This window comes from Pseudoalteromonas sp. S3431 (genome assembly GCF_000690035.1).
GTDB classification, from domain to species: domain Bacteria; phylum Pseudomonadota; class Gammaproteobacteria; order Enterobacterales; family Alteromonadaceae; genus Pseudoalteromonas; species Pseudoalteromonas fuliginea.
In genome coordinates this window covers 16,081-33,140 of record NZ_JJNY01000009.1, presented here as the reverse complement: position 1 = coordinate 33,140, position 17,060 = coordinate 16,081, and the positions used below count along the sequence as shown (strand labels likewise).

The 17,060-nt window shown below is 38.6% G+C and carries 15 protein-coding genes; 6 read left to right on the top strand and 9 right to left on the bottom strand.

The window, feature by feature from the left end:
- Window positions 1-40 precede the first annotated feature (40 nt).
- Entirely contained in the window at window positions 41-850 is an 810-nt protein-coding gene (locus DO88_RS15720; RefSeq protein ID WP_033038095.1) for a DUF2306 domain-containing protein, read from the top strand.
- Window positions 851-1,079: 229 nt separating this feature from the next.
- Here the strand turns inward: DO88_RS15720 and DO88_RS15725 are convergent, their stop codons facing one another.
- The 4 genes from DO88_RS15725 to DO88_RS15740 form a co-directional block, all read right to left on the bottom strand.
- Window positions 1,080-1,466 (bottom strand): hypothetical protein, encoded by a 387-nt coding sequence (locus DO88_RS15725; protein WP_033038093.1) that lies wholly within the window; start codon window positions 1,464-1,466, stop codon window positions 1,080-1,082.
- A 905-nt stretch (window positions 1,467-2,371) separates the two neighbouring features.
- Window positions 2,372-2,710 (bottom strand): hypothetical protein, encoded by a 339-nt coding sequence (locus DO88_RS15730; RefSeq protein WP_033038092.1) that lies wholly within the window; start codon window positions 2,708-2,710, stop codon window positions 2,372-2,374.
- Between the two features lie 3 nt (window positions 2,711-2,713).
- Window positions 2,714-2,986 carry a hypothetical protein gene (locus DO88_RS15735; protein ID WP_033038090.1) on the bottom strand — a complete coding sequence of 91 codons (273 nt, stop codon included), beginning with the start codon at window positions 2,984-2,986 and terminating at the stop codon, window positions 2,714-2,716.
- On the bottom strand, window positions 2,983-3,630 hold the full coding sequence (locus DO88_RS15740; RefSeq protein ID WP_033038089.1) for a hypothetical protein: 648 nt from the start codon (window positions 3,628-3,630) through the stop codon (window positions 2,983-2,985). Before DO88_RS15740 ends, DO88_RS15735 begins: the two co-directional genes overlap by 4 nt.
- Window positions 3,631-4,060: 430 nt before the next feature.
- Here DO88_RS15740 and DO88_RS15745 point away from each other — a divergent pair, with 430 nt between their 5' ends.
- Both DO88_RS15745 and DO88_RS0118165 read left to right on the top strand, forming a co-directional pair.
- The gene (locus DO88_RS15745) at window positions 4,061-5,101 is read left to right on the top strand and encodes a nucleoid-associated protein (RefSeq protein WP_050482419.1); all 1,041 of its coding nucleotides are present in this window, start codon (window positions 4,061-4,063) and stop codon (window positions 5,099-5,101) included.
- Window positions 5,101-6,747: a hypothetical protein gene (locus DO88_RS0118165; RefSeq protein WP_050482418.1), complete on the top strand. Its 1,647-nt coding sequence runs from the start codon at window positions 5,101-5,103 to the stop codon at window positions 6,745-6,747. The genes DO88_RS15745 and DO88_RS0118165 overlap by 1 nt, the downstream gene beginning before the upstream one ends.
- Before the next feature lie 706 nt (window positions 6,748-7,453).
- On the opposite strand, the gene DO88_RS15750 is transcribed toward DO88_RS0118165, so the two are convergent.
- A complete protein-coding gene (locus DO88_RS15750; RefSeq protein WP_033038088.1) occupies window positions 7,454-7,651 on the bottom strand; it encodes a hypothetical protein in 198 nt (65 codons plus the stop codon).
- A gap of 278 nt (window positions 7,652-7,929) precedes the next feature.
- Here DO88_RS15750 and DO88_RS19195 point away from each other — a divergent pair, with 278 nt between their 5' ends.
- Window positions 7,930-8,055 (top strand): hypothetical protein, encoded by a 126-nt coding sequence (locus tag DO88_RS19195; RefSeq protein ID WP_262501067.1) that lies wholly within the window; start codon window positions 7,930-7,932, stop codon window positions 8,053-8,055.
- 34 nt (window positions 8,056-8,089) lie between these two features.
- Here the strand turns inward: DO88_RS19195 and gcvP are convergent, their stop codons facing one another.
- From gcvP to DO88_RS15770, 4 genes are all read right to left on the bottom strand, one after another.
- On the bottom strand, window positions 8,090-10,981 hold the full coding sequence (gene gcvP, locus DO88_RS15755) for an aminomethyl-transferring glycine dehydrogenase (RefSeq protein WP_033038086.1): 2,892 nt from the start codon (window positions 10,979-10,981) through the stop codon (window positions 8,090-8,092).
- A 175-nt stretch (window positions 10,982-11,156) separates the two neighbouring features.
- Window positions 11,157-11,546, bottom strand: a complete 390-nt coding sequence (gene gcvH / locus DO88_RS15760) for a glycine cleavage system protein GcvH (protein WP_024590231.1) — start codon at window positions 11,544-11,546, stop codon at window positions 11,157-11,159.
- A 73-nt stretch (window positions 11,547-11,619) separates the two neighbouring features.
- Window positions 11,620-12,702 carry a glycine cleavage system aminomethyltransferase GcvT gene (gene gcvT, locus DO88_RS15765; protein WP_033038084.1) on the bottom strand — a complete coding sequence of 361 codons (1,083 nt, stop codon included), beginning with the start codon at window positions 12,700-12,702 and terminating at the stop codon, window positions 11,620-11,622.
- A 98-nt stretch (window positions 12,703-12,800) separates the two neighbouring features.
- Window positions 12,801-13,400, bottom strand: coding sequence for a hypothetical protein (locus DO88_RS15770; protein ID WP_033038083.1), 600 nt, complete (start codon window positions 13,398-13,400; stop codon window positions 12,801-12,803).
- Window positions 13,401-13,526: 126 nt separating this feature from the next.
- Between DO88_RS15770 and DO88_RS15775 the strand changes: the two genes are divergently transcribed.
- Both DO88_RS15775 and DO88_RS15780 read left to right on the top strand, forming a co-directional pair.
- Window positions 13,527-14,372, top strand: a complete 846-nt coding sequence (locus DO88_RS15775; protein ID WP_007378851.1) for a LysR family transcriptional regulator — start codon at window positions 13,527-13,529, stop codon at window positions 14,370-14,372.
- A 283-nt stretch (window positions 14,373-14,655) separates the two neighbouring features.
- On the top strand, window positions 14,656-16,812 hold the full coding sequence (locus tag DO88_RS15780) for a TonB-dependent receptor family protein (RefSeq protein WP_033038081.1): 2,157 nt from the start codon (window positions 14,656-14,658) through the stop codon (window positions 16,810-16,812).
- Window positions 16,813-17,060: the final 248 nt, after the last annotated feature.

Here is a 17,060-nt window from a genome sequence, read left to right as displayed (position 1 = left end):
TTTATATTTGTGCTATTGAAAAGATTTTCTGGAAAAGCACATGTTAATGCAAATAATAAAAAAAACGCCCAATGAGCTACTTGAGATGAGTAAAAAAATGTGGTTCACGTGCCTGTTAATGGCACAAATCTGCTTTGTTATTTACCTCTCCTTGGGATACGGGCTTACGGGGATCACTACGGGAATATCTGGCTGGAGTCGTCTAAATAGCACCGCCTATGTTGCCAGCGATCCCACCGGTAATTCAATGTACGCTCTGCATGTGTTACTCGCCATCGTGATGATAATTGGCGGTAGCTTACAGCTAACACCCGCAATAAGAGCAAAGTATACTAAGTTTCACCGCTATAATGGCCGCGTGTTCGTAATGTTAGCCTGTACCATCTCTTTAGCAGGTATGTACCTTATGATAGCCAGAGGAACCGTTGGTAACACCTTGATGCATGCGTTGACTATGCTTGGTGGTTGCGTGGTTATTTTAGCGAGTATATTAACCGTACAAGCAGCCAGAAAGCGGAATATCACTAAACATAAAATTTGGGCGATACGTTTATACCTTGCAGCAAACGGCGTTTTATTTTTTAGGCTAATGATTTTTGCCTGGTTGTTAATATTCGGCTCACTAGGAATTGATACTGCAACGTTTACAGGTCCAACCGTGTTAACTATTAGCGTATGTTCTTATATTATGCCGCTGCTTATAGCTGAGTTAGTCAGGTACGCAGGTAAAACGTCTAATAGAGTAATAATAATCGCCACCACTGCTTCAATGATGTTGATATCCATTGTATTTTTAGTCGGCTTATTTGGTGTAGTGTTTGCAAGTTGGTACCCAGCGATAGTTGGCTAACATACTCAATAATCATTGAAGAAGAAAAGAGAACGATGTAAGTGGACAAATACAGTGTAAAAAAAAGTTAAAAAACGTCATCACTTAAAAAGTGTATTTTTTTATTCTATTCATAGCGGTCTAGACATAGTAATTAACTCAACGAGCAACAAACTAAAAACCTAGGCACTTGATGTGTATTCAAAGTTTAGTGCCTTTGGTTTCAATAAAGCCTTGGATAAGATTTTTATTAATAGAAGCTTGATTCAACTTCTTTTAGAGCTTCTTCGTCTGACAATTTTGAAGTCTCACAACGAACATAGCCTTTTACCCTCGAAATTATATACTTTGCGGCTCCAGCAGTTTCAACATGCTCAAACTCATCTTCTGCTGATTTGATTACGTTATAATTGCCAGCACATAACTCTTTAGCTCTACGATTAAACGTTTCATTGGCTGCATCAAAGTTAGTCCATGGTGCAAAATTTGTCTGAGCAGTGATTTTATAGACACCATCAGCAATAATACGATCTTTAAATCCCCCACCTAATGAGCTTTCACCGTCTTCATTTATATTGTGATAACTAGAGCACCCTGTAAGTATGAATAAACTTAAAACAGTCAGTATTTTTTTCATTATTAAAACCTATTTTTATTAATATAATTATTTAAACTTCTGCATTTTAGGGGAAGTTAAATGAAAAAAACACTATGACTTTTACTAACCCTCATATATCTGCTTAATTGCGATGTTCAGCAAAGCTGAACCTGAAATAAAAAATATATTCTCGTGCCTTATTTCACGGTTCATCACATCATAAAACGCATTTTCATACTCTTTTCGCAGCACTCTAGGCATAGTAATTAATCTAATGAGCAACAAACTATAAATCTAGACCTTTAACATGTAGTCAAAATTTGGCGCCTTTGGTTCCACTAGAAAGTCGACTTGCTGCACAAATATTATGGGGCTTTAAGGAATTGCATGAAGGCTAAATCCTTTTACCATACTATAGAAATAATTACCCCCTCGCAGGGCTCTGAGCTTACGGGTAGCGGGAGGGGTGTTGTTAAGGGCAATAATAGAGATTATAAGTATAATTTCAAGGCATTTTTTGGTTGGGCCGATATTGGCACTAAACGATGACTGAGGCGAAAGCCAAGGGCCTTAATTAATCATCAATAATGCTTAATTAAACTGCCTAAATTCATATGGCGTTCTTTATTCAAGCCACGGTGAATATTCACACCAATCGACGTCATTAATAGTTGTATAGGGTACAGTGCGTAGTCATATTTAAATTGAGTTTAAATAATAAGAACACTTGGTTTTTTGAATAAAAAGTTCAAGAAAACACAGCTGCCTGCTTGACCGGAACTTTCTAATGGGTGGTTACCTTGGTTAGAGACTCCCTTGGTTAAACGGATTACTGGGGGGAAGGCTTTACACTTCCCCTTAATCACAATTAGTAGAAAGACCGCCCCCTGCCGAATGCTATAATTGCTGGTAATCGAATTAAGTTAAGCCTTAGATAAAACATTTCACTGAAACTTTCTTATTAACTGATTTGCATTATTTATATGTATTTGGCACTTTTCTTTAGTTAATAAGCTTTCACCTAAAGATTTATCTTTATCTGCATTTTCAAATGAATTAATGAAATCAACCTGCGCACTATAAAACCCATTACTTAAATCAGAGTTTGACTCCAACTCAGAGCTTAAATAACTATTGAGCTCATTATATAACTTGCTATATTTTTTTATTTTTTCGACAGTGGCTTTATTATTTAAATTTTCACAAAGTATTAATCCTGCCGAAGTTTTTCCAGCAAGATGAAAGTCCGCACTTAGCGAAGCTATTAGAAAAAAGCTAAACATAATTTAAAATTCCTTTTTAAATATATAAAAATAAATTGTGATAAACTCGGATAATATAGCAAGAAACATAACGAGCAATAAAAGCCACTCAGAAACAGGAAATATAGCTATTATTGGTAGTATAAAACCCAAACCTAAGGCTATTCCATTATGAATACCATAAAGAATTAAAGTTTTATTAACCCCAAATTTAACAGCTTCGCTTGTAGGCTTAAAAAGCTTAATTCTTCCATAGTAAATTAATAGAACTACGCCTAATATTATAAGCCCTATCATTTTGGTTCAATTAAACCTCTGAGATATAATTCATTTAAAGCTTTTTCTTCATCAACCATAGCCATAGTTCGTACTCCACTTGCAAGTACTGTAACTAAAGCTGCGAACATACCGAGCTTAGCAGCTGTTGTGGTTCTAATTTTAGCTTGAGCAGCTATATCAGCAGTTAACTTACTATTTGAAACAGAATTAAAAGCAGCTTTCCCTCCTGCTTTAACTCCATTTTTAGAGATCTCCAGTAATATTCCTCCAATTACTGGAGCTTGACCAACAAGCGTTCTCATATCTAAACCAATAAAACTCAAAGCAGATGATACTCCATTGCTACTTTCGTAATGTGCTTTTAACTCCGAATTACTTAATGACCATTTAAATTTATACTTATCAGCAACTAGCTGCGGAGGTATTGAAAACAATGTACCATGTAGCTTCGGGTTTTTTTCTCGAACATTAGCGATTGCCTTCATAACTTGCATGCGCTCTATATGGTTTAGTTGGTTGTATACTACTATGCCTGTCAATATATAATAAATATTATCAACTTTACGTAGCTCTTTTTCTTGCGACTTCAACCCTATTAATTTGATGTAAAAGCCTAATGGATCTGATTGTGCTAATTTAGTTGCGTAATTCCTTTCACTCATATTTATCCCTAGATTATTTTAAGATGCTTCATTAAACTATAAATTACCTTATATAAAATAAAACTACAACATCAATGTAAGCTAATAAGTTCAATATGATAATTATTAAAACCTGTGGGAAATAGAACTTCCAAAAAATATTTTTAACATTAACAATCTGTATTATTCCCGAATTCAGATAATAAGTTCACCAATCATGGTTCAACGAACCGAAAGGGGTCCAAGCGATGGGGTCGGTCCGGGGCTTGAGGTCACCCATTGGTTCCATTTGAGGGATTTTTGTGTTGAATATAAATTCATGTCATATCTTTATTATATCTTTTTCTGTAAAATCTAACCTAGCAGCCCAATTTAACTGTACAAAAAAATAGTGTTATTCTACAGTTAGAATAAAAAGGCATTTCGACAAATAATAATAGGTTGTAGCTATATGGAAAACTTGGAAGTCCTTGAATATTCGTTACATAGAGTTGATGTTAAAACAGACGCACCAGTGTCAATGGCACTAGATGGTACAGCTGAAGGTTTAAAAACATATACTGAATTAGTTTTGAAAGAATTGTTAGAAAGCCCTCGTAGTCGTTATTTTCAATTTAAAGATATGGATGAGCTTGTACCATCATCGCTTGTTGCAATATCTAGTGGTGAAGATTGGACAGCTAAATCAACTCAAATAGCCCAGAAATTGTATGATGTTGAACTTATAGTTCAGGATAAAATTAAACAGTTAACTGATGTTCGAATGGGTGGATTACTACAACTTAAAATCAGACATGATGAATCTTTAAAGTTTGTTATTATCAAAATTGACAATAGTGAATACCTTGATGAAGACAATTTAGATTTAAAGTCTGGTTTACCTACATCAAAAAGTCGTTTGCAAAAAGCTGCTGTAATTACTTTTACACCAGAACATACTGTAGATGAAGTTATTGTATCTGATAGTAAATCAACAATTACTAAATATTGGTATTTATCCTTTCTAATCGCAGAGCAATTGCAAGACTCTGAAACCAATACAAAGAATGCATTTAATGCAATCGACAATTTACTCACAAAAGAAGTAAAGAAGATATCACCCGTTGATTATTGGTTCCTAAGAAATGATATTGTTAATCACTTTAGAAATGAAGATTCTCTAGCTTATGATGAGCTTGTTGATAAGGTTAAAGCTCACAAACCTGAAACTGATGAATTCAAAGAAAAATTTGATTCTTTTGTCAAAAAGTTTGAAGAGCTACCCATAAAAGCAGCAAAGACATTTGATACACAATTTGATCTAGTATCTAGTTCAATCAAGGCCAGAATTGTTAGAAAAGTTATGTTAGATACAAACTTTGAACTACGTATAAATGGTGAAGTTGACGATTTGAAATCGCGAATTTTTGCTAGACATGATGATAAAGGTAAATTCATTAAAATATATTCTGACAAAGGGTATGATGAATTTAAAACTGCTGAGGACAACTGATGTCTATTGTCAAGGAAATTTTAAAGCTTTTTGGTGAATTAAATGAAATTAGAATCGTAGAAAACTTTAGCATATACGAGTCTACGCATACGTTTAATTCATCAGCGGCTTTAAATGGGCTAAATGAAGAGTTAACTGAATATCTATCTGCTTTAAATGAGCTTGGAGTTGAGTTAACTCTGACTATTGAAGTGCAAGATCCAGTAAGGTTTATTACTAGTAACCTGGATACTGTGGCTGAAAAAGTTGAGTCACTAATTGATCAATTAGTATATCTTGATGATGACAAGATTAAGATTGAACTTAGGATTGATAAAGATCAATCCAAAAACTTTAACATTTTTAACTTTTCAAAATTTTACGATCATGTTGAGTCATTAACGTTGCAAGAAAGCTTTGAAAAGTGGAATAAATTTAATTTTTCATCTCTAATCAAAATCAATGTCTGGGAAGATGTTGAACCATTTTCAACAGAATCAATTATTTTTCAATCAGTATACCCGATTGATAAATCTTCTGTAAATCAATCCTTAACTGCTATTTGTCAGGATGAAAGAGCTAATCGTATTGAAAAACGTGATAAATGTGGCCACTTTGCAAATGCAGCTCAATTTAACTTTATCCCAAGTGATTTTAAGCCTTGTGTGACTAATAATATAGATCTTGAAAGGTACTTCAATGGTCTATTTAATACATTATTAATTATTTTTCTATCTGATTTTTCTTCTGTTGAATCAAATATAATCAAATACCGACTTAAAGGTTATAAATTACTTTCTGAAAGTATTAGTTTCGGTAAGTTAAAAGCTTATGATCCTAGTGAACTAAAGCGTATTTATGAATGGACTTATTTAGAGGGCAATTATACCGACAAAATAGGTCTTGCAAGAAATATAATATCAATCCACTTAGAAAATGAAACTCTACTCTCAATTGAAGCAGGAACATCTGACTCTGTTGAATCTGGTTATGATCTTTACCTTAAGGAAAATGTAAAACAGTACATTGAAATAAAGAATAAAATTTCTGAGTTTATACAAGATCAATCTGATAAAGCCTTAGAAATGACTAAAAGTATGTTTTCCATGTTTAAAACAGGATTATGGACTTTTACTACATTTTTTATAACTGTCTTTCTTCTTCGAGTAGTAAATAAGGGGACTTTCTCTGGTGCATTTAGCTTTGAAGTATTAATGATAAGTATATTGCTTATAGCTGTTTCATTTATATATTTAGCAATATCAATTTTTGAAATAAACTCTGATAGAGATCGTTTACTAGGTAAATATTCTGAAATAAGAAGTAGGTATAAAGAACTTTTAAATAAAAAGGATCTCGATAAAATTCTGAATGAAACGGAAATAACAAATACAGAAAGAACTTATATTAATACAAAAAGAAACCGTTACATTTGGGTATGGATAATAACAAATATTTTGATTCTTACTGTAGTAAGCATCCTTTACTGTTCATCCGTAAACGAAACTACAACAGAAGCAGCTCATGCCATTGAAGCTGCTAAAGCGATTGAAGTAGCTAAAGCTATTGAAGAAGCTAAAGCTATTGAAGAAGCTAAAGCTGTTGAAGCAGCTAAAGCTATTAAAGAAGCTAAAGCTGTTGAAGCTGCTAAAATTAAAAAAGCTTAATAAATATTGTATTTATAGAGATACTAAACATCAACCTTATAACAGTTCACTAGTGCAGCGAATATTCTAGTCTTTTCTAATTCTATTTTTGAAGCCTGCTGATTGGAAACCCCTTATTCTACCTAAACGATCATTTTAAATTCTCAGTAAAAATAAATTATTATTGAACAAGAACGTACGAGGACAGGTCTTGCATTTTGCCAAGACTAAACACCAAACTCACGTTTAACGCCCTCCCCCGTCATCACGCCCTGAAAATAAGCAATTGATGAATGATGCATTTCATGGATGAAATGAAAGCCATGCTTGCACATGGATGTGCTTTCATGGCGTTTACGTTCACATCAGTTGTGGTTTGAAGGAAATAGCGTGATGCTCGGGTGCGCTGAGAGGTGACGAATAACCGAAGCGCAGCTTCGCAGTATGAGGAAGTGAAGGCATGGATGCCGACAGTAACCCAGCTTCAAGGATGAATTACTTGCAGCAGCGTTAAGTTTGAAAATCTATAGCTCCGCGTTGGCTCACCAAGCCAGCGCGACAAAACCTTGAATAAGGTTTTTTAATGTAGGTCGCGGATTTATCCCGACAATATATGTAAGTTAGCAAGTTTGAAAACAACATATTTACACGCAATAACACAGAATTTCAAATAAGCTCTGCAAGTTAAATTCACTGTTTCGCCCTAAAGGACGACCTACAATTTAAATCAACCTCGTAGGGTTTCGTTCCCATCTACCCAGCCTATGCAATTTGTGTTGAGGAAATACAGAGGGTCAGGTCTTGCTTCTTGCCAAGGCCAAGCACCAATCTCACGTTTAACACCCTTCCCCGTCATCACGCCCTGAAAGTAAGCAATTGATGAGTAATGCATTTCATGGATAAAATGAAAGCCATGCTTGCACATGGATGTGCTTTCATGGCGTTTACGTTCACATCGATTGTGGTTTGAAGGATTAAGCGTGATGCTCGGGTGCGCTGAGAGGTGACGAATAACCGAAGCGCAGCTTCGCAGTATGAGGAAGTGAAGGCATGGATGCCGACAGTAACCCAGCTTCAAGGATGAATTACTTGCAGCAGCGTTAAGTTTGAAAATCTATAGCCCCCTCTTTGGCTGCTGTCGCCAGCGCGACAAAACCTTGAATAAGGTTTCTAATCCCTCAATGAGCCAAAAGGAAACAAAGTATGCGCCTTCAACAATTAAACACCTTTTGGGCTGCGCCCAACACGCCAGCAAGCTGTGCGTCTACAATGTTTAAACACACACAAAAAAGCCGCTACATTGCTGCAACGGCTTTTTCAATTTTATAAATTCCCAATCTTTAATTGGAAATTTTAAAAATTATCAATCTCTATATGTCTCAACCGCTGGGCATGAACATACTAAGTTACGGTCGCCGTACACGTCATCAATACGTGTAACGGTTGGCCAAAACTTGTTTTTAGCCACTGCAGGCACTGGGAATGCAGCGTAAAAACGGTCGTACGCGCGGTCCCATTCGTTACCTAATACGTCGCCTTGTGTATGCGGTGCAAACACTAGCGGGTTGTTTTCGATTGACCATTCGCCAGAGATTACTTTTTCGATTTCGCCTTTAATTGACACCATTGCTTCGATAAAACGGTCAATCTCACCTTTTGACTCAGACTCAGTTGGCTCAATCATCAATGTGCCAGCTACTGGGAACGACATAGTTGGTGAATGGAAGCCGTAATCTTGTAGGCGCTTAGCTACATCCATTTCAGTAATGCCTGATTGCTCTTTAAGCGGGCGTAAGTCAACAATACATTCGTGAGCAACACGGTTGTTACGACCACGGTATAAAATTGGGAAGTGCTTGCTTAGCTCATGCGTTAAGTAGTTAGCATTAACAATTGCCATTTCAGTAGCTTGTTTTAAGCCCTCGCTGCCCATCATGGTGATGTAAGCCCATGAAATAGGTAAAATAGCGGCTGAGCCGTAAGGCGCTGCCGATACCGCACCGTTACCGATGTTAGTACCTGGTACGTTAATTACGCTGTGGTTTGGCATAAATGGCGCAAGGTGCGATTTAACACCAATTGGGCCAACACCTGGACCACCGCCACCGTGTGGAATACAAAACGTTTTATGCAAGTTTAAGTGCGATACGTCAGAGCCAATAAAACCTGGGCTTGTTACGCCAACTTGCGCGTTCATGTTTGCGCCGTCCATGTAAACTTGGCCGCCGTGCTCATGAATAATGTCACAAATTTCGCGAATTGTTTCTTCGTATACGCCATGCGTAGATGGGTATGTGATCATGATGCACGATAAGTTTTCAGACACTTCCTCAGCTTTCGCTTTAAGGTCAACCATGTCTACGTTACCGTTTTTGTCGCAGTTAACTACCACAATTTTCATGCTCGCCATTTGCGCTGATGCAGGGTTGGTACCGTGCGCAGAGCTTGGGATTAAACATACATTACGGTGTGCGTCGCCGCGTGATTCGTGATATTTACGAATCGCGATTAAGCCTGCGTATTCACCTTGCGCGCCAGAGTTTGGCTGAAGTGATACTGCATCGTAACCGGTAATGTTTACTAGCCAGTCGTGTAGCTCGCCAATCATTATTTGGTAACCCTCTGCTTGATCTAGCGGGCAGAATGGGTGAAGGTTTGCAAACTCAGGCCACGTAATTGGGATCATCTCAGCAGTCGCGTTTAGTTTCATGGTACATGAGCCTAACGAGATCATTGAGTGATTAAGCGATAAGTCTTTGCTTTCTAGTCGCTTAATGTAGCGAAGCATGTCTGTTTCGCTGTGGTAGCTGTTAAAGTTTGGATGCGTTAGTACTTCGTCATCACGTACTAAACTTGCAGGGATTGACTCGCTGCCATTTGCTTCAACGTCTGCTGCAATAGCGTCAACACTTAGGCCATGGCCTTCGCCTAAAATAATATCGAATAACTCAGTAATATCGGCACGTGTTGTTGTCTCTGATACCGAAATTGAGTACTCGCCTTCGTGATTTGTTGCAAAGTTTACGCCTTTTGCAATTGCACGCGCTGTTACGTCGTCTTTGCTGTCGCTTACTACTGTTAGCGTATCAAACCAAGTACTGTGCTTAAGTGCGATGCCTTTAGCTTTTAAGCCTGTTGCTAAAATATCAGCAAAGCGATGTATACGCTGCGCGATAGTTTTTAAGCCTTGTGGACCGTGGTATACCGCGTAAAACGCTGCCATGTTGGCAAGTAATACTTGCGCTGTACAAATGTTTGAGTTGGCTTTGTCGCGGCGAATGTGTTGTTCGCGCGTTTGCATTGCCATACGTAGTGCGTCGTTACCTAAACGGTCTTTAGATACACCAATAATACGACCTGGTAATGAACGTTTGTACGCGTCACGTGTTGCAAAAAATGCAGCGTGTGGACCGCCGTAACCCATAGGTACGCCAAAACGTTGAGCCGAACCAAGTACTACGTCTGCGCCTAGCTTACCCGGTGCTTTTAATAGTAATAAACTCATTATGTCGGCAGCAACACAGGCAATGGCCTTTTTGCTTTGCACGCCAGCAATTAGGTCTGTTATGTCTACCACTTCGCCTGATGTAGTTGGGTATTGGAACAATGCGCCAAAAATGTCGTGGTTTACGGCATCTTCTGCTTTACCTACAATTATTTCAAAACCAAACTGCTCGGCACGCGTTGTTACTACGTCGATAGTTTGTGTGTGTACGTCGTCGGCAATAAAAAAGGCATTGGCTTTTTTAGCTTTTGATACGCGTTTTGCAAGGCCCATAGCCTCTGCAGCGGCTGTTGATTCGTCAAGTAGTGATGCACTTGCTAAATCAAGACCAGTTAAATCTAGGGTCATAGTTTGGAAGTTTAATAATGATTCTAAACGCCCTTGTGCAATCTCCGGCTGATACGGTGTGTACGCTGTATACCAACCTGGATTTTCTAGTACGTTACGTAAAATTACGTGCGGTACGTTAGTTGGGTGGTAGCCTTGGCCAATGTACGATTTGAAAACTTTATTTTTGCTTGCTACTGATTTTAAGTAGCTTAGTGTTTCAACTTCAGTACGGCTTTCGCCAACTGTTAATGGCTGCTCTAAGCGAATGCTTGCAGGTACAGTTTGGTCGATCAGCTCTTGCACACTCGATACTTCTAAAGCACTTAGCATATCGCTTACTTGTGCTGGGCTTGGCCCAATATGGCGGCGAATAAAATCTTGCTTTTGCTCTAGTTCTTCAAGAGATTTGGCGTTTGACATGTGTCCAGATTCCTATGATCCAAAAAATGTGGCTACTGCTGATGGGTAAACAGCAATAACTTAAAATTCTTATAATTTAACAGCCCACTTTGTATGGAAAAGTTAACTGTAAAATCATAAAAGCCCCGATATCTAAATAAAACACGCGGGGCTTTTAGTTATCTACAAAGAATAATTATTCTTCGTCGATAGTGTGCGAGTAACCTTCAGCGTCTAATAAGTTATCTAGCTCAGACTCGTCAGATGCTTTAATACGGAATAACCAACCGTCGCCGTAAGCGTCGTTGTTTACTGTTTCAGGTGAGTCTTCAAGTTCTTCGTTAATAGCAACAATTTCGCCACTGATAGGTGCGTAAATGTCTGATGCTGCTTTAACTGACTCTGCTACTGCACAGTCTTCGCCAGCGTCTACTTCGTCGCCAACTTCTGGTAATTCAACAAATACCATGTCGCCAAGAAGTTCTTGTGCATGCTCAGAAATACCAACAGTAAATGTACCGTCGCCTTCACTGCGAACCCACTCGTGTGAAGGTGCGTATTTTAACTCGCTAGGAATGTTGCTCATTTTATTTGTCCTTTGGTTTATATTGGGAGGATATCAATCACTGTAATTACACTGATTGATATAACCAAATTATTTAAATTATTGATTTACCGTTACGTACAAAGCTAGGCTTTACTACTTTAACGTTTACTAATTTTTTACGCATTTCTACTTGAGCTGTATCGCCTGTTGAACGTGGTACACGTGCAAGGGCTACACTAAAACCAAGTGTTGGTGAGAAAGTACCTGATGTAATAATACCTACCCCACCGTCAACAATTACTTTAGAACCGCTACGCAAAACGCCTTTTTCTTCAAACACTAAGCCAACTAGTTTGTCAGTGCTTTTTTCTGCGCGTTGCTTAACAAGCACGTCACGACCAATAAAGTCACGATCTTCTGGTTCCCATGCAATGGTCCATGCCATGTTAGCTGCAAGTGGTGATACGCTTTCGTCCATATCTAGGCCGTAAAGGTTCATACCTGCTTCTAAACGTAGCGTGTCGCGTGCACCTAAACCAGCAGGCTTAACACCTGCGTCTAGCAGTTGTTGCCATAAATCGGCTGCTTGGTCGTTCGGTACTACTATTTCGTAACCGTCTTCGCCAGTATAACCCGTTGTGGCAATAAATAAATCACCTACTTGAACACCAAAAAATGGCTTCATACCTTCAACAGCGGTTTGTTGCTCAGCATTTAAAAGAGTGGCTGTTTTTGCTTTAGCGTTAGGGCCTTGTACTGCAATCATTGCAAACTCTGGGCGCTCTGTAACAGTTACGTCAAAGTCGCTCGATACGTTAGCTAAATGCGCTAGGTCTTTTTCGCGCGTTGCTGAGTTAACAACTAGGCGGTAAAACGTTTCACTAAAGAAATAAATAATTAAGTCGTCTATTACACCGCCTTGCTCGTTAAGCATGCCGGTGTAAAGCGCTTTGCCTGGTACGGTTAATTTTGCAACGTCGTTAGCTACTAGCTTACGTAAAAATGCTTTTGCTTGAGGCCCTTCAATATCAACAATAGTCATGTGTGATACGTCAAACATACCAGCGTCGGTACGCACGCTATTGTGTTCTTCTATTTGTGAGCCGTAGTTGATTGGCATTTCCCAGCCATGAAAATCAACCATTTTTGCACCCGCTTCTAGGTGCTTAGCATGTAGTACAGTTTTAGAAGTCATAACATTCCTTCACGTTTAAATTAACCCTGTTTAGGGCGTGGCTTAAATAGATATAAAAACAGGCAAGCATTGTTATGCTTACCTGTTGTTTGTATTCGTTATGCGGCTTCACTATGCATAAGTGCAAAACCTTGCGCTTGCATGTAGCTTTGCCATTTTTGTAATTCTTGTTGTTTAGCGACTAATACAAAGTGTTGTTCGTCGTTATTATCAATGGCGGTAATAAATACATCACCGCTTTGTGCACCGTAACAAAGTTGCGCGTCAGAAAGGCGCAAACCTGGTGTTAATTTAAAAGCATTTACTAGGGTGTCAAATGCATTGCTACCGCTTAGAGTAAAAGTAGCTAGGTCGGTTCGCATTACATAATCGATATCAAAATGAAGTTGTTGCTCATTTATAAGCGCTTGTAATTGAAGGCTTGCGCTGTGTGGCAGTACGAATCTAAACGCAGTTTCACTAAAGTAATAAACAGCAAAGCTGTAGTCAGAATTATAGTCGCCATCAAGCGTGCCTTTTAAGCCTAAACCGCTGGCGGTAAGCTTAGTTAAATCAAGGCCTAAAATAGAACTTAAAAATACACTGGTTTCGGTGCCACTAAAATCCATTACAACATTGCTGCTGTTTGCTTGCAAAGCGTTAGTAACCGCACTACTTGCGTTGCTGTGGCGGGCAAACATTATTGGGTTAAAAGTCATAACAAACACCTGTGTATTTTCAATGCTAAAAGTATATTGCGCGAGGTGTGTAACAACAAATTGTAATTATTTATCAATTGATAAATAATACTTATATATATAGCCATATAAATTGTAATTATAAATATGAAAAACATATCAACCGACAGTTTACGCACCTTTGTAATGGTAGTTGAAGTAAGTGGTTTTGCTAAAGCAGGCGACTTACTTGGCCTATCGCAACCTGCGGTAAGCCTACAAATAAAACGTTTAGAGGATGTGCTTGGCTATAAACTATTTAAAAAACAAGGACAGCGCCAAGTATTAAACCAGTACGGCGAGCTATTACTGCCTATGGCAAAACAGATGATGCAACACAACGATGCTATTTTGCAGCAGTTCACCTCAGAAAACATTGCAGGTAAAGTGCGCTTAGGTATTCCGAGCGAATTTGCGGCGCGTATTTTACCCTCAATTATTGGCGACTTTGTGGCACTCTACCCAGAGGTGTCGTTAGAAGTTAAATCGCGTTTAAGTAAACATTTGCTTTCGGCCTCAAGGCAAGATCAGTTTGATTTAGTGCTGGCGCTAAATGAGCGTCTCAGCTCTGAAAAATTCCCTATTTTTATGCAAGACAAACTCGTATGGGTAGGCGATTTATCACTTGCACAAAACGACGTGGTTACGCTAGTTACCGCACCAGAGGGGTGTATTTATCGTCGCCGTGCTACTGATGCATTAAAAAGTGCAGGTATAAAATACCGAATTGTCTATAGCAACGCCGATTTAACCGGTCTTATTGCCGCGTTAAAAGAAGGCTTAGGTATTACGGTACTTGCTAAAAGCACAGTACCGAGTGAGCTTAACTATCAAGTTCAAACCAAGCATTTACCTGCTCTTGGTAATATTGGTATTAGTTTGGTTAAAAGTTCGGGCGAGTCGGAAAATGCAGTAGATAAACTTGCTGAGTTTATCGCACTGCGTTTAGGCTAACACCAATAAACGTAACCAATTGAAAAACAAAACAAATTAACAGCAATCACATCTAAACCAGTTAATATAAAGCGCTTAAAAGTAAATATACCTAGTTCAAACTTTATAACTAGTTAAGTAATTACAAACTGCTACAAAAGAAATAATTTAGTTAACTAAGTTGCATAAGTAGGTGTTTTTAGTTCTAAAAAACTGAATCATTAAATAGTTAATAACATTGATTCGTATTCGTTAACGTGTTCCAATTACGCCAATTTGGATAATTGACATAATTAGGAACACAATGAACCCTAAATTTTTAGTATCTACCCTAGCAACTGCGGTTGCTTTGTCTTTTAGTGCTACTGCAATAGCAAAAGACACCAGCAATAAAGAACAACGCTTTGAACAAATTACCGTTATTGGTTCACAACAAGCAATAAACGATATTCCTGGTTCGGCTACGTTTATTTCTGAAGAAGAGCTTCAAAAATTCCAGTTTACCGATATTTCTCGCGTTTTAGCGTCTGTTCCGGGCGTTTACGTGCAAGAAGAAGATGGCTACGGCCTTCGTCCTAATATTGGTATGCGCGGTACAGGTACTGGCCGTAACGATAAAATATCAGTAATGGAAGACGGTGTGTTAGTTGCACCAGCGCCATATTCGGCACCTTCTGCTTACTACTTCCCTACTATGGGTCGTATGGAGTCTATTGAAGTATTAAAAGGCGCAGCCTCAGTTAAGTACGGCCCTCGTACTACAGGTGGTGTTTTAAACTTACTTTCTCGCAGCTTACCAACTGAGCCAAATAGCTCAAAAGGTATGGTAGATGCAGCCCTTGGTAGCGACGGTTACTACAAAGGCCACGCTTACTTTGGTAAAGAAAAAAATAACACAGCAGGTTTAATTGAAGTATTTACTTACGGCGCAGATGGCTTTAAAGAGCTGCCAGTAGGCAATGACAACACCGGTTTTGAAAAAACAGATTTACTATTAAAGTTTGGCCATACGTTTGGTCAAAACGATGCGCATAATCTTGAGCTAAAAATTAAGTACTCTGACGAAACATCAGACGAAACATACATGGGCTTAACTGACGAAGATTATAAACAGAGTCCTTACCGTCGTTATGCTGCATCGCAAAACGATGAAATGAATACGCGCCACAACGCATACCAACTTAACTACGCGTACCGTTTTGGTGATGGCTATGAGTTTTTAGCAACCGCTTACTTAAACGATTTTCATCGCAACTGGTACAAAGCCAGCAAAGTAAGCGAAAGCTACCTTGAGCAATACAGCGAATTTGAAGCAAACCCGACAAGCGAAGGTATTGAAGGTATTGGTATTAAAGCTAATAACCGCGATTACCAAGCTAAAGGTATTCAGTCTGAATTACATATTCCTGCAGGCGATCACTATGTGACTGTTGGTGTGCGTTACCACGAAGACGAGATGGATCGTTTTCAGTGGGAAGACAAATACACACTTAATCAAGACCTAAGCTTAACGCTTACAGAGCAAGGCGTTCCGGGCTCTGATAGCAACCGCGTAGATAGTGCCGAAGCAAGCACCTTGTTTATTCAAGACGAGTGGACAATTGATGCATTAGTAATAAGTGCTGGTCTTCGATATGAAGACATTACTATTACGCGTGAAGAGTGGTCTAAATCAGATCCAACGCGCAGCAACGGTTTAACTAAAGATGTGTCGAACGATACCGAAATTTTAGTTCCGTCGTTAGGTGCTACTTACACGCTTAACGAAAACGTAACGCTACTTGCGGGCATTCAAAAAGGTTATGCGCCAGCAGCACCTGGTAATGCAGACCAAGAAGAAGAAGAAAGCGTAAACATTGAGTTTGGCTCTCGCTTCAACATGGATAGCTTTAGTGGTGAAATAATTGCCTTTTATTCTGACTACGACAACATGCACGGTAACTGTACTGCAGCGGTTGGTTGTAGCGACGACAACATTGGCGACCAATACAACTACGGTGAAGTAGAAGTAGCAGGCTTTGAATTTAGTGCAGCACGTACGTTTGCAACTGATACAGCTATGTTCCCAGTTAAATTAACATACACCTACACAGACTCCGAGTTTAAAAACGATTTTGATTCAGAAATTTGGGGCGCGGTAGAAAAAGGCGATGCAATGCCTTACGTACCAGAAAACCAAGTAGCGTTATCGTTAGGTGCAGAGTTTTCTGCGTTTGTAGTTAACAGCCAAATACGTTACGTATCTGATGCGCATGCTAACTTAACTGAGTCGGGCTTAAACGCAATTGATAGCCGCGTAGTATGGGATTTAGCCGCTAAATACTTAATCGATGAAAATCAAAAAGTATACCTAAGCGTTGATAACTTGTTTGATAAAACATACGTTGCTAACCGTTCAAACGGTGGCATTCAGCCAGGTAAGCCGCGTACTGTGCAGATGGGCTACACTTACTCATTCTAAATTGAAGGCTGGTTAAAAGGTTCACTAACAGCATTAATAATTTTTTATGTAAAAGCACTACACATCTAAATTATTGCCTTGTTATTAAACCGTTTACCTGCGCTTTGTATAGGGTAAGTGGTTCACTAACAGGGTTGATAATTTTTTATGTAAAAGCACTACACATCTAAATTATTGCCTTGTTATTAAACCGTTTTCCTGCGCTTTGTATAGGGTAAGTGGTTCACTAACAGCGTTAATAATTTTTT

What these genes read in the sequence shown, in the direction of transcription:
- DO88_RS15735 (WP_033038090.1), bottom strand. Translation starts at nt 2,986, where the DNA reads ATGATAGGGCTTATAATATTAGGCGTAGTTCTATTAATTTACTATGGA.
- DO88_RS15770 (WP_033038083.1), bottom strand. Translation starts at nt 13,400, where the DNA reads ATGACTTTTAACCCAATAATGTTTGCCCGCCACAGCAACGCAAGTAGT.
- DO88_RS15745 (WP_050482419.1), top strand. Translation starts at nt 4,061, where the DNA reads ATGGAAAACTTGGAAGTCCTTGAATATTCGTTACATAGAGTTGATGTT.
- DO88_RS15775 (WP_007378851.1), top strand. Translation starts at nt 13,527, where the DNA reads ATGAAAAACATATCAACCGACAGTTTACGCACCTTTGTAATGGTAGTT.
- DO88_RS15750 (WP_033038088.1), bottom strand. Translation starts at nt 7,651, where the DNA reads ATGTGCAAGCATGGCTTTCATTTTATCCATGAAATGCATTACTCATCA.
- DO88_RS15730 (WP_033038092.1), bottom strand. Translation starts at nt 2,710, where the DNA reads ATGTTTAGCTTTTTTCTAATAGCTTCGCTAAGTGCGGACTTTCATCTT.
- DO88_RS15720 (WP_033038095.1), top strand. Translation starts at nt 41, where the DNA reads ATGTTAATGCAAATAATAAAAAAAACGCCCAATGAGCTACTTGAGATG.
- gcvH (WP_024590231.1), bottom strand. Translation starts at nt 11,546, where the DNA reads ATGAGCAACATTCCTAGCGAGTTAAAATACGCACCTTCACACGAGTGG.
- DO88_RS15725 (WP_033038093.1), bottom strand. Translation starts at nt 1,466, where the DNA reads ATGAAAAAAATACTGACTGTTTTAAGTTTATTCATACTTACAGGGTGC.
- DO88_RS15780 (WP_033038081.1), top strand. Translation starts at nt 14,656, where the DNA reads ATGAACCCTAAATTTTTAGTATCTACCCTAGCAACTGCGGTTGCTTTG.
- DO88_RS0118165 (WP_050482418.1), top strand. Translation starts at nt 5,101, where the DNA reads ATGTCTATTGTCAAGGAAATTTTAAAGCTTTTTGGTGAATTAAATGAA.
- gcvT (WP_033038084.1), bottom strand. Translation starts at nt 12,702, where the DNA reads ATGACTTCTAAAACTGTACTACATGCTAAGCACCTAGAAGCGGGTGCA.
- gcvP (WP_033038086.1), bottom strand. Translation starts at nt 10,981, where the DNA reads ATGTCAAACGCCAAATCTCTTGAAGAACTAGAGCAAAAGCAAGATTTT.
- DO88_RS15740 (WP_033038089.1), bottom strand. Translation starts at nt 3,630, where the DNA reads ATGAGTGAAAGGAATTACGCAACTAAATTAGCACAATCAGATCCATTA.
- DO88_RS19195 (WP_262501067.1), top strand. Translation starts at nt 7,930, where the DNA reads ATGCGCCTTCAACAATTAAACACCTTTTGGGCTGCGCCCAACACGCCA.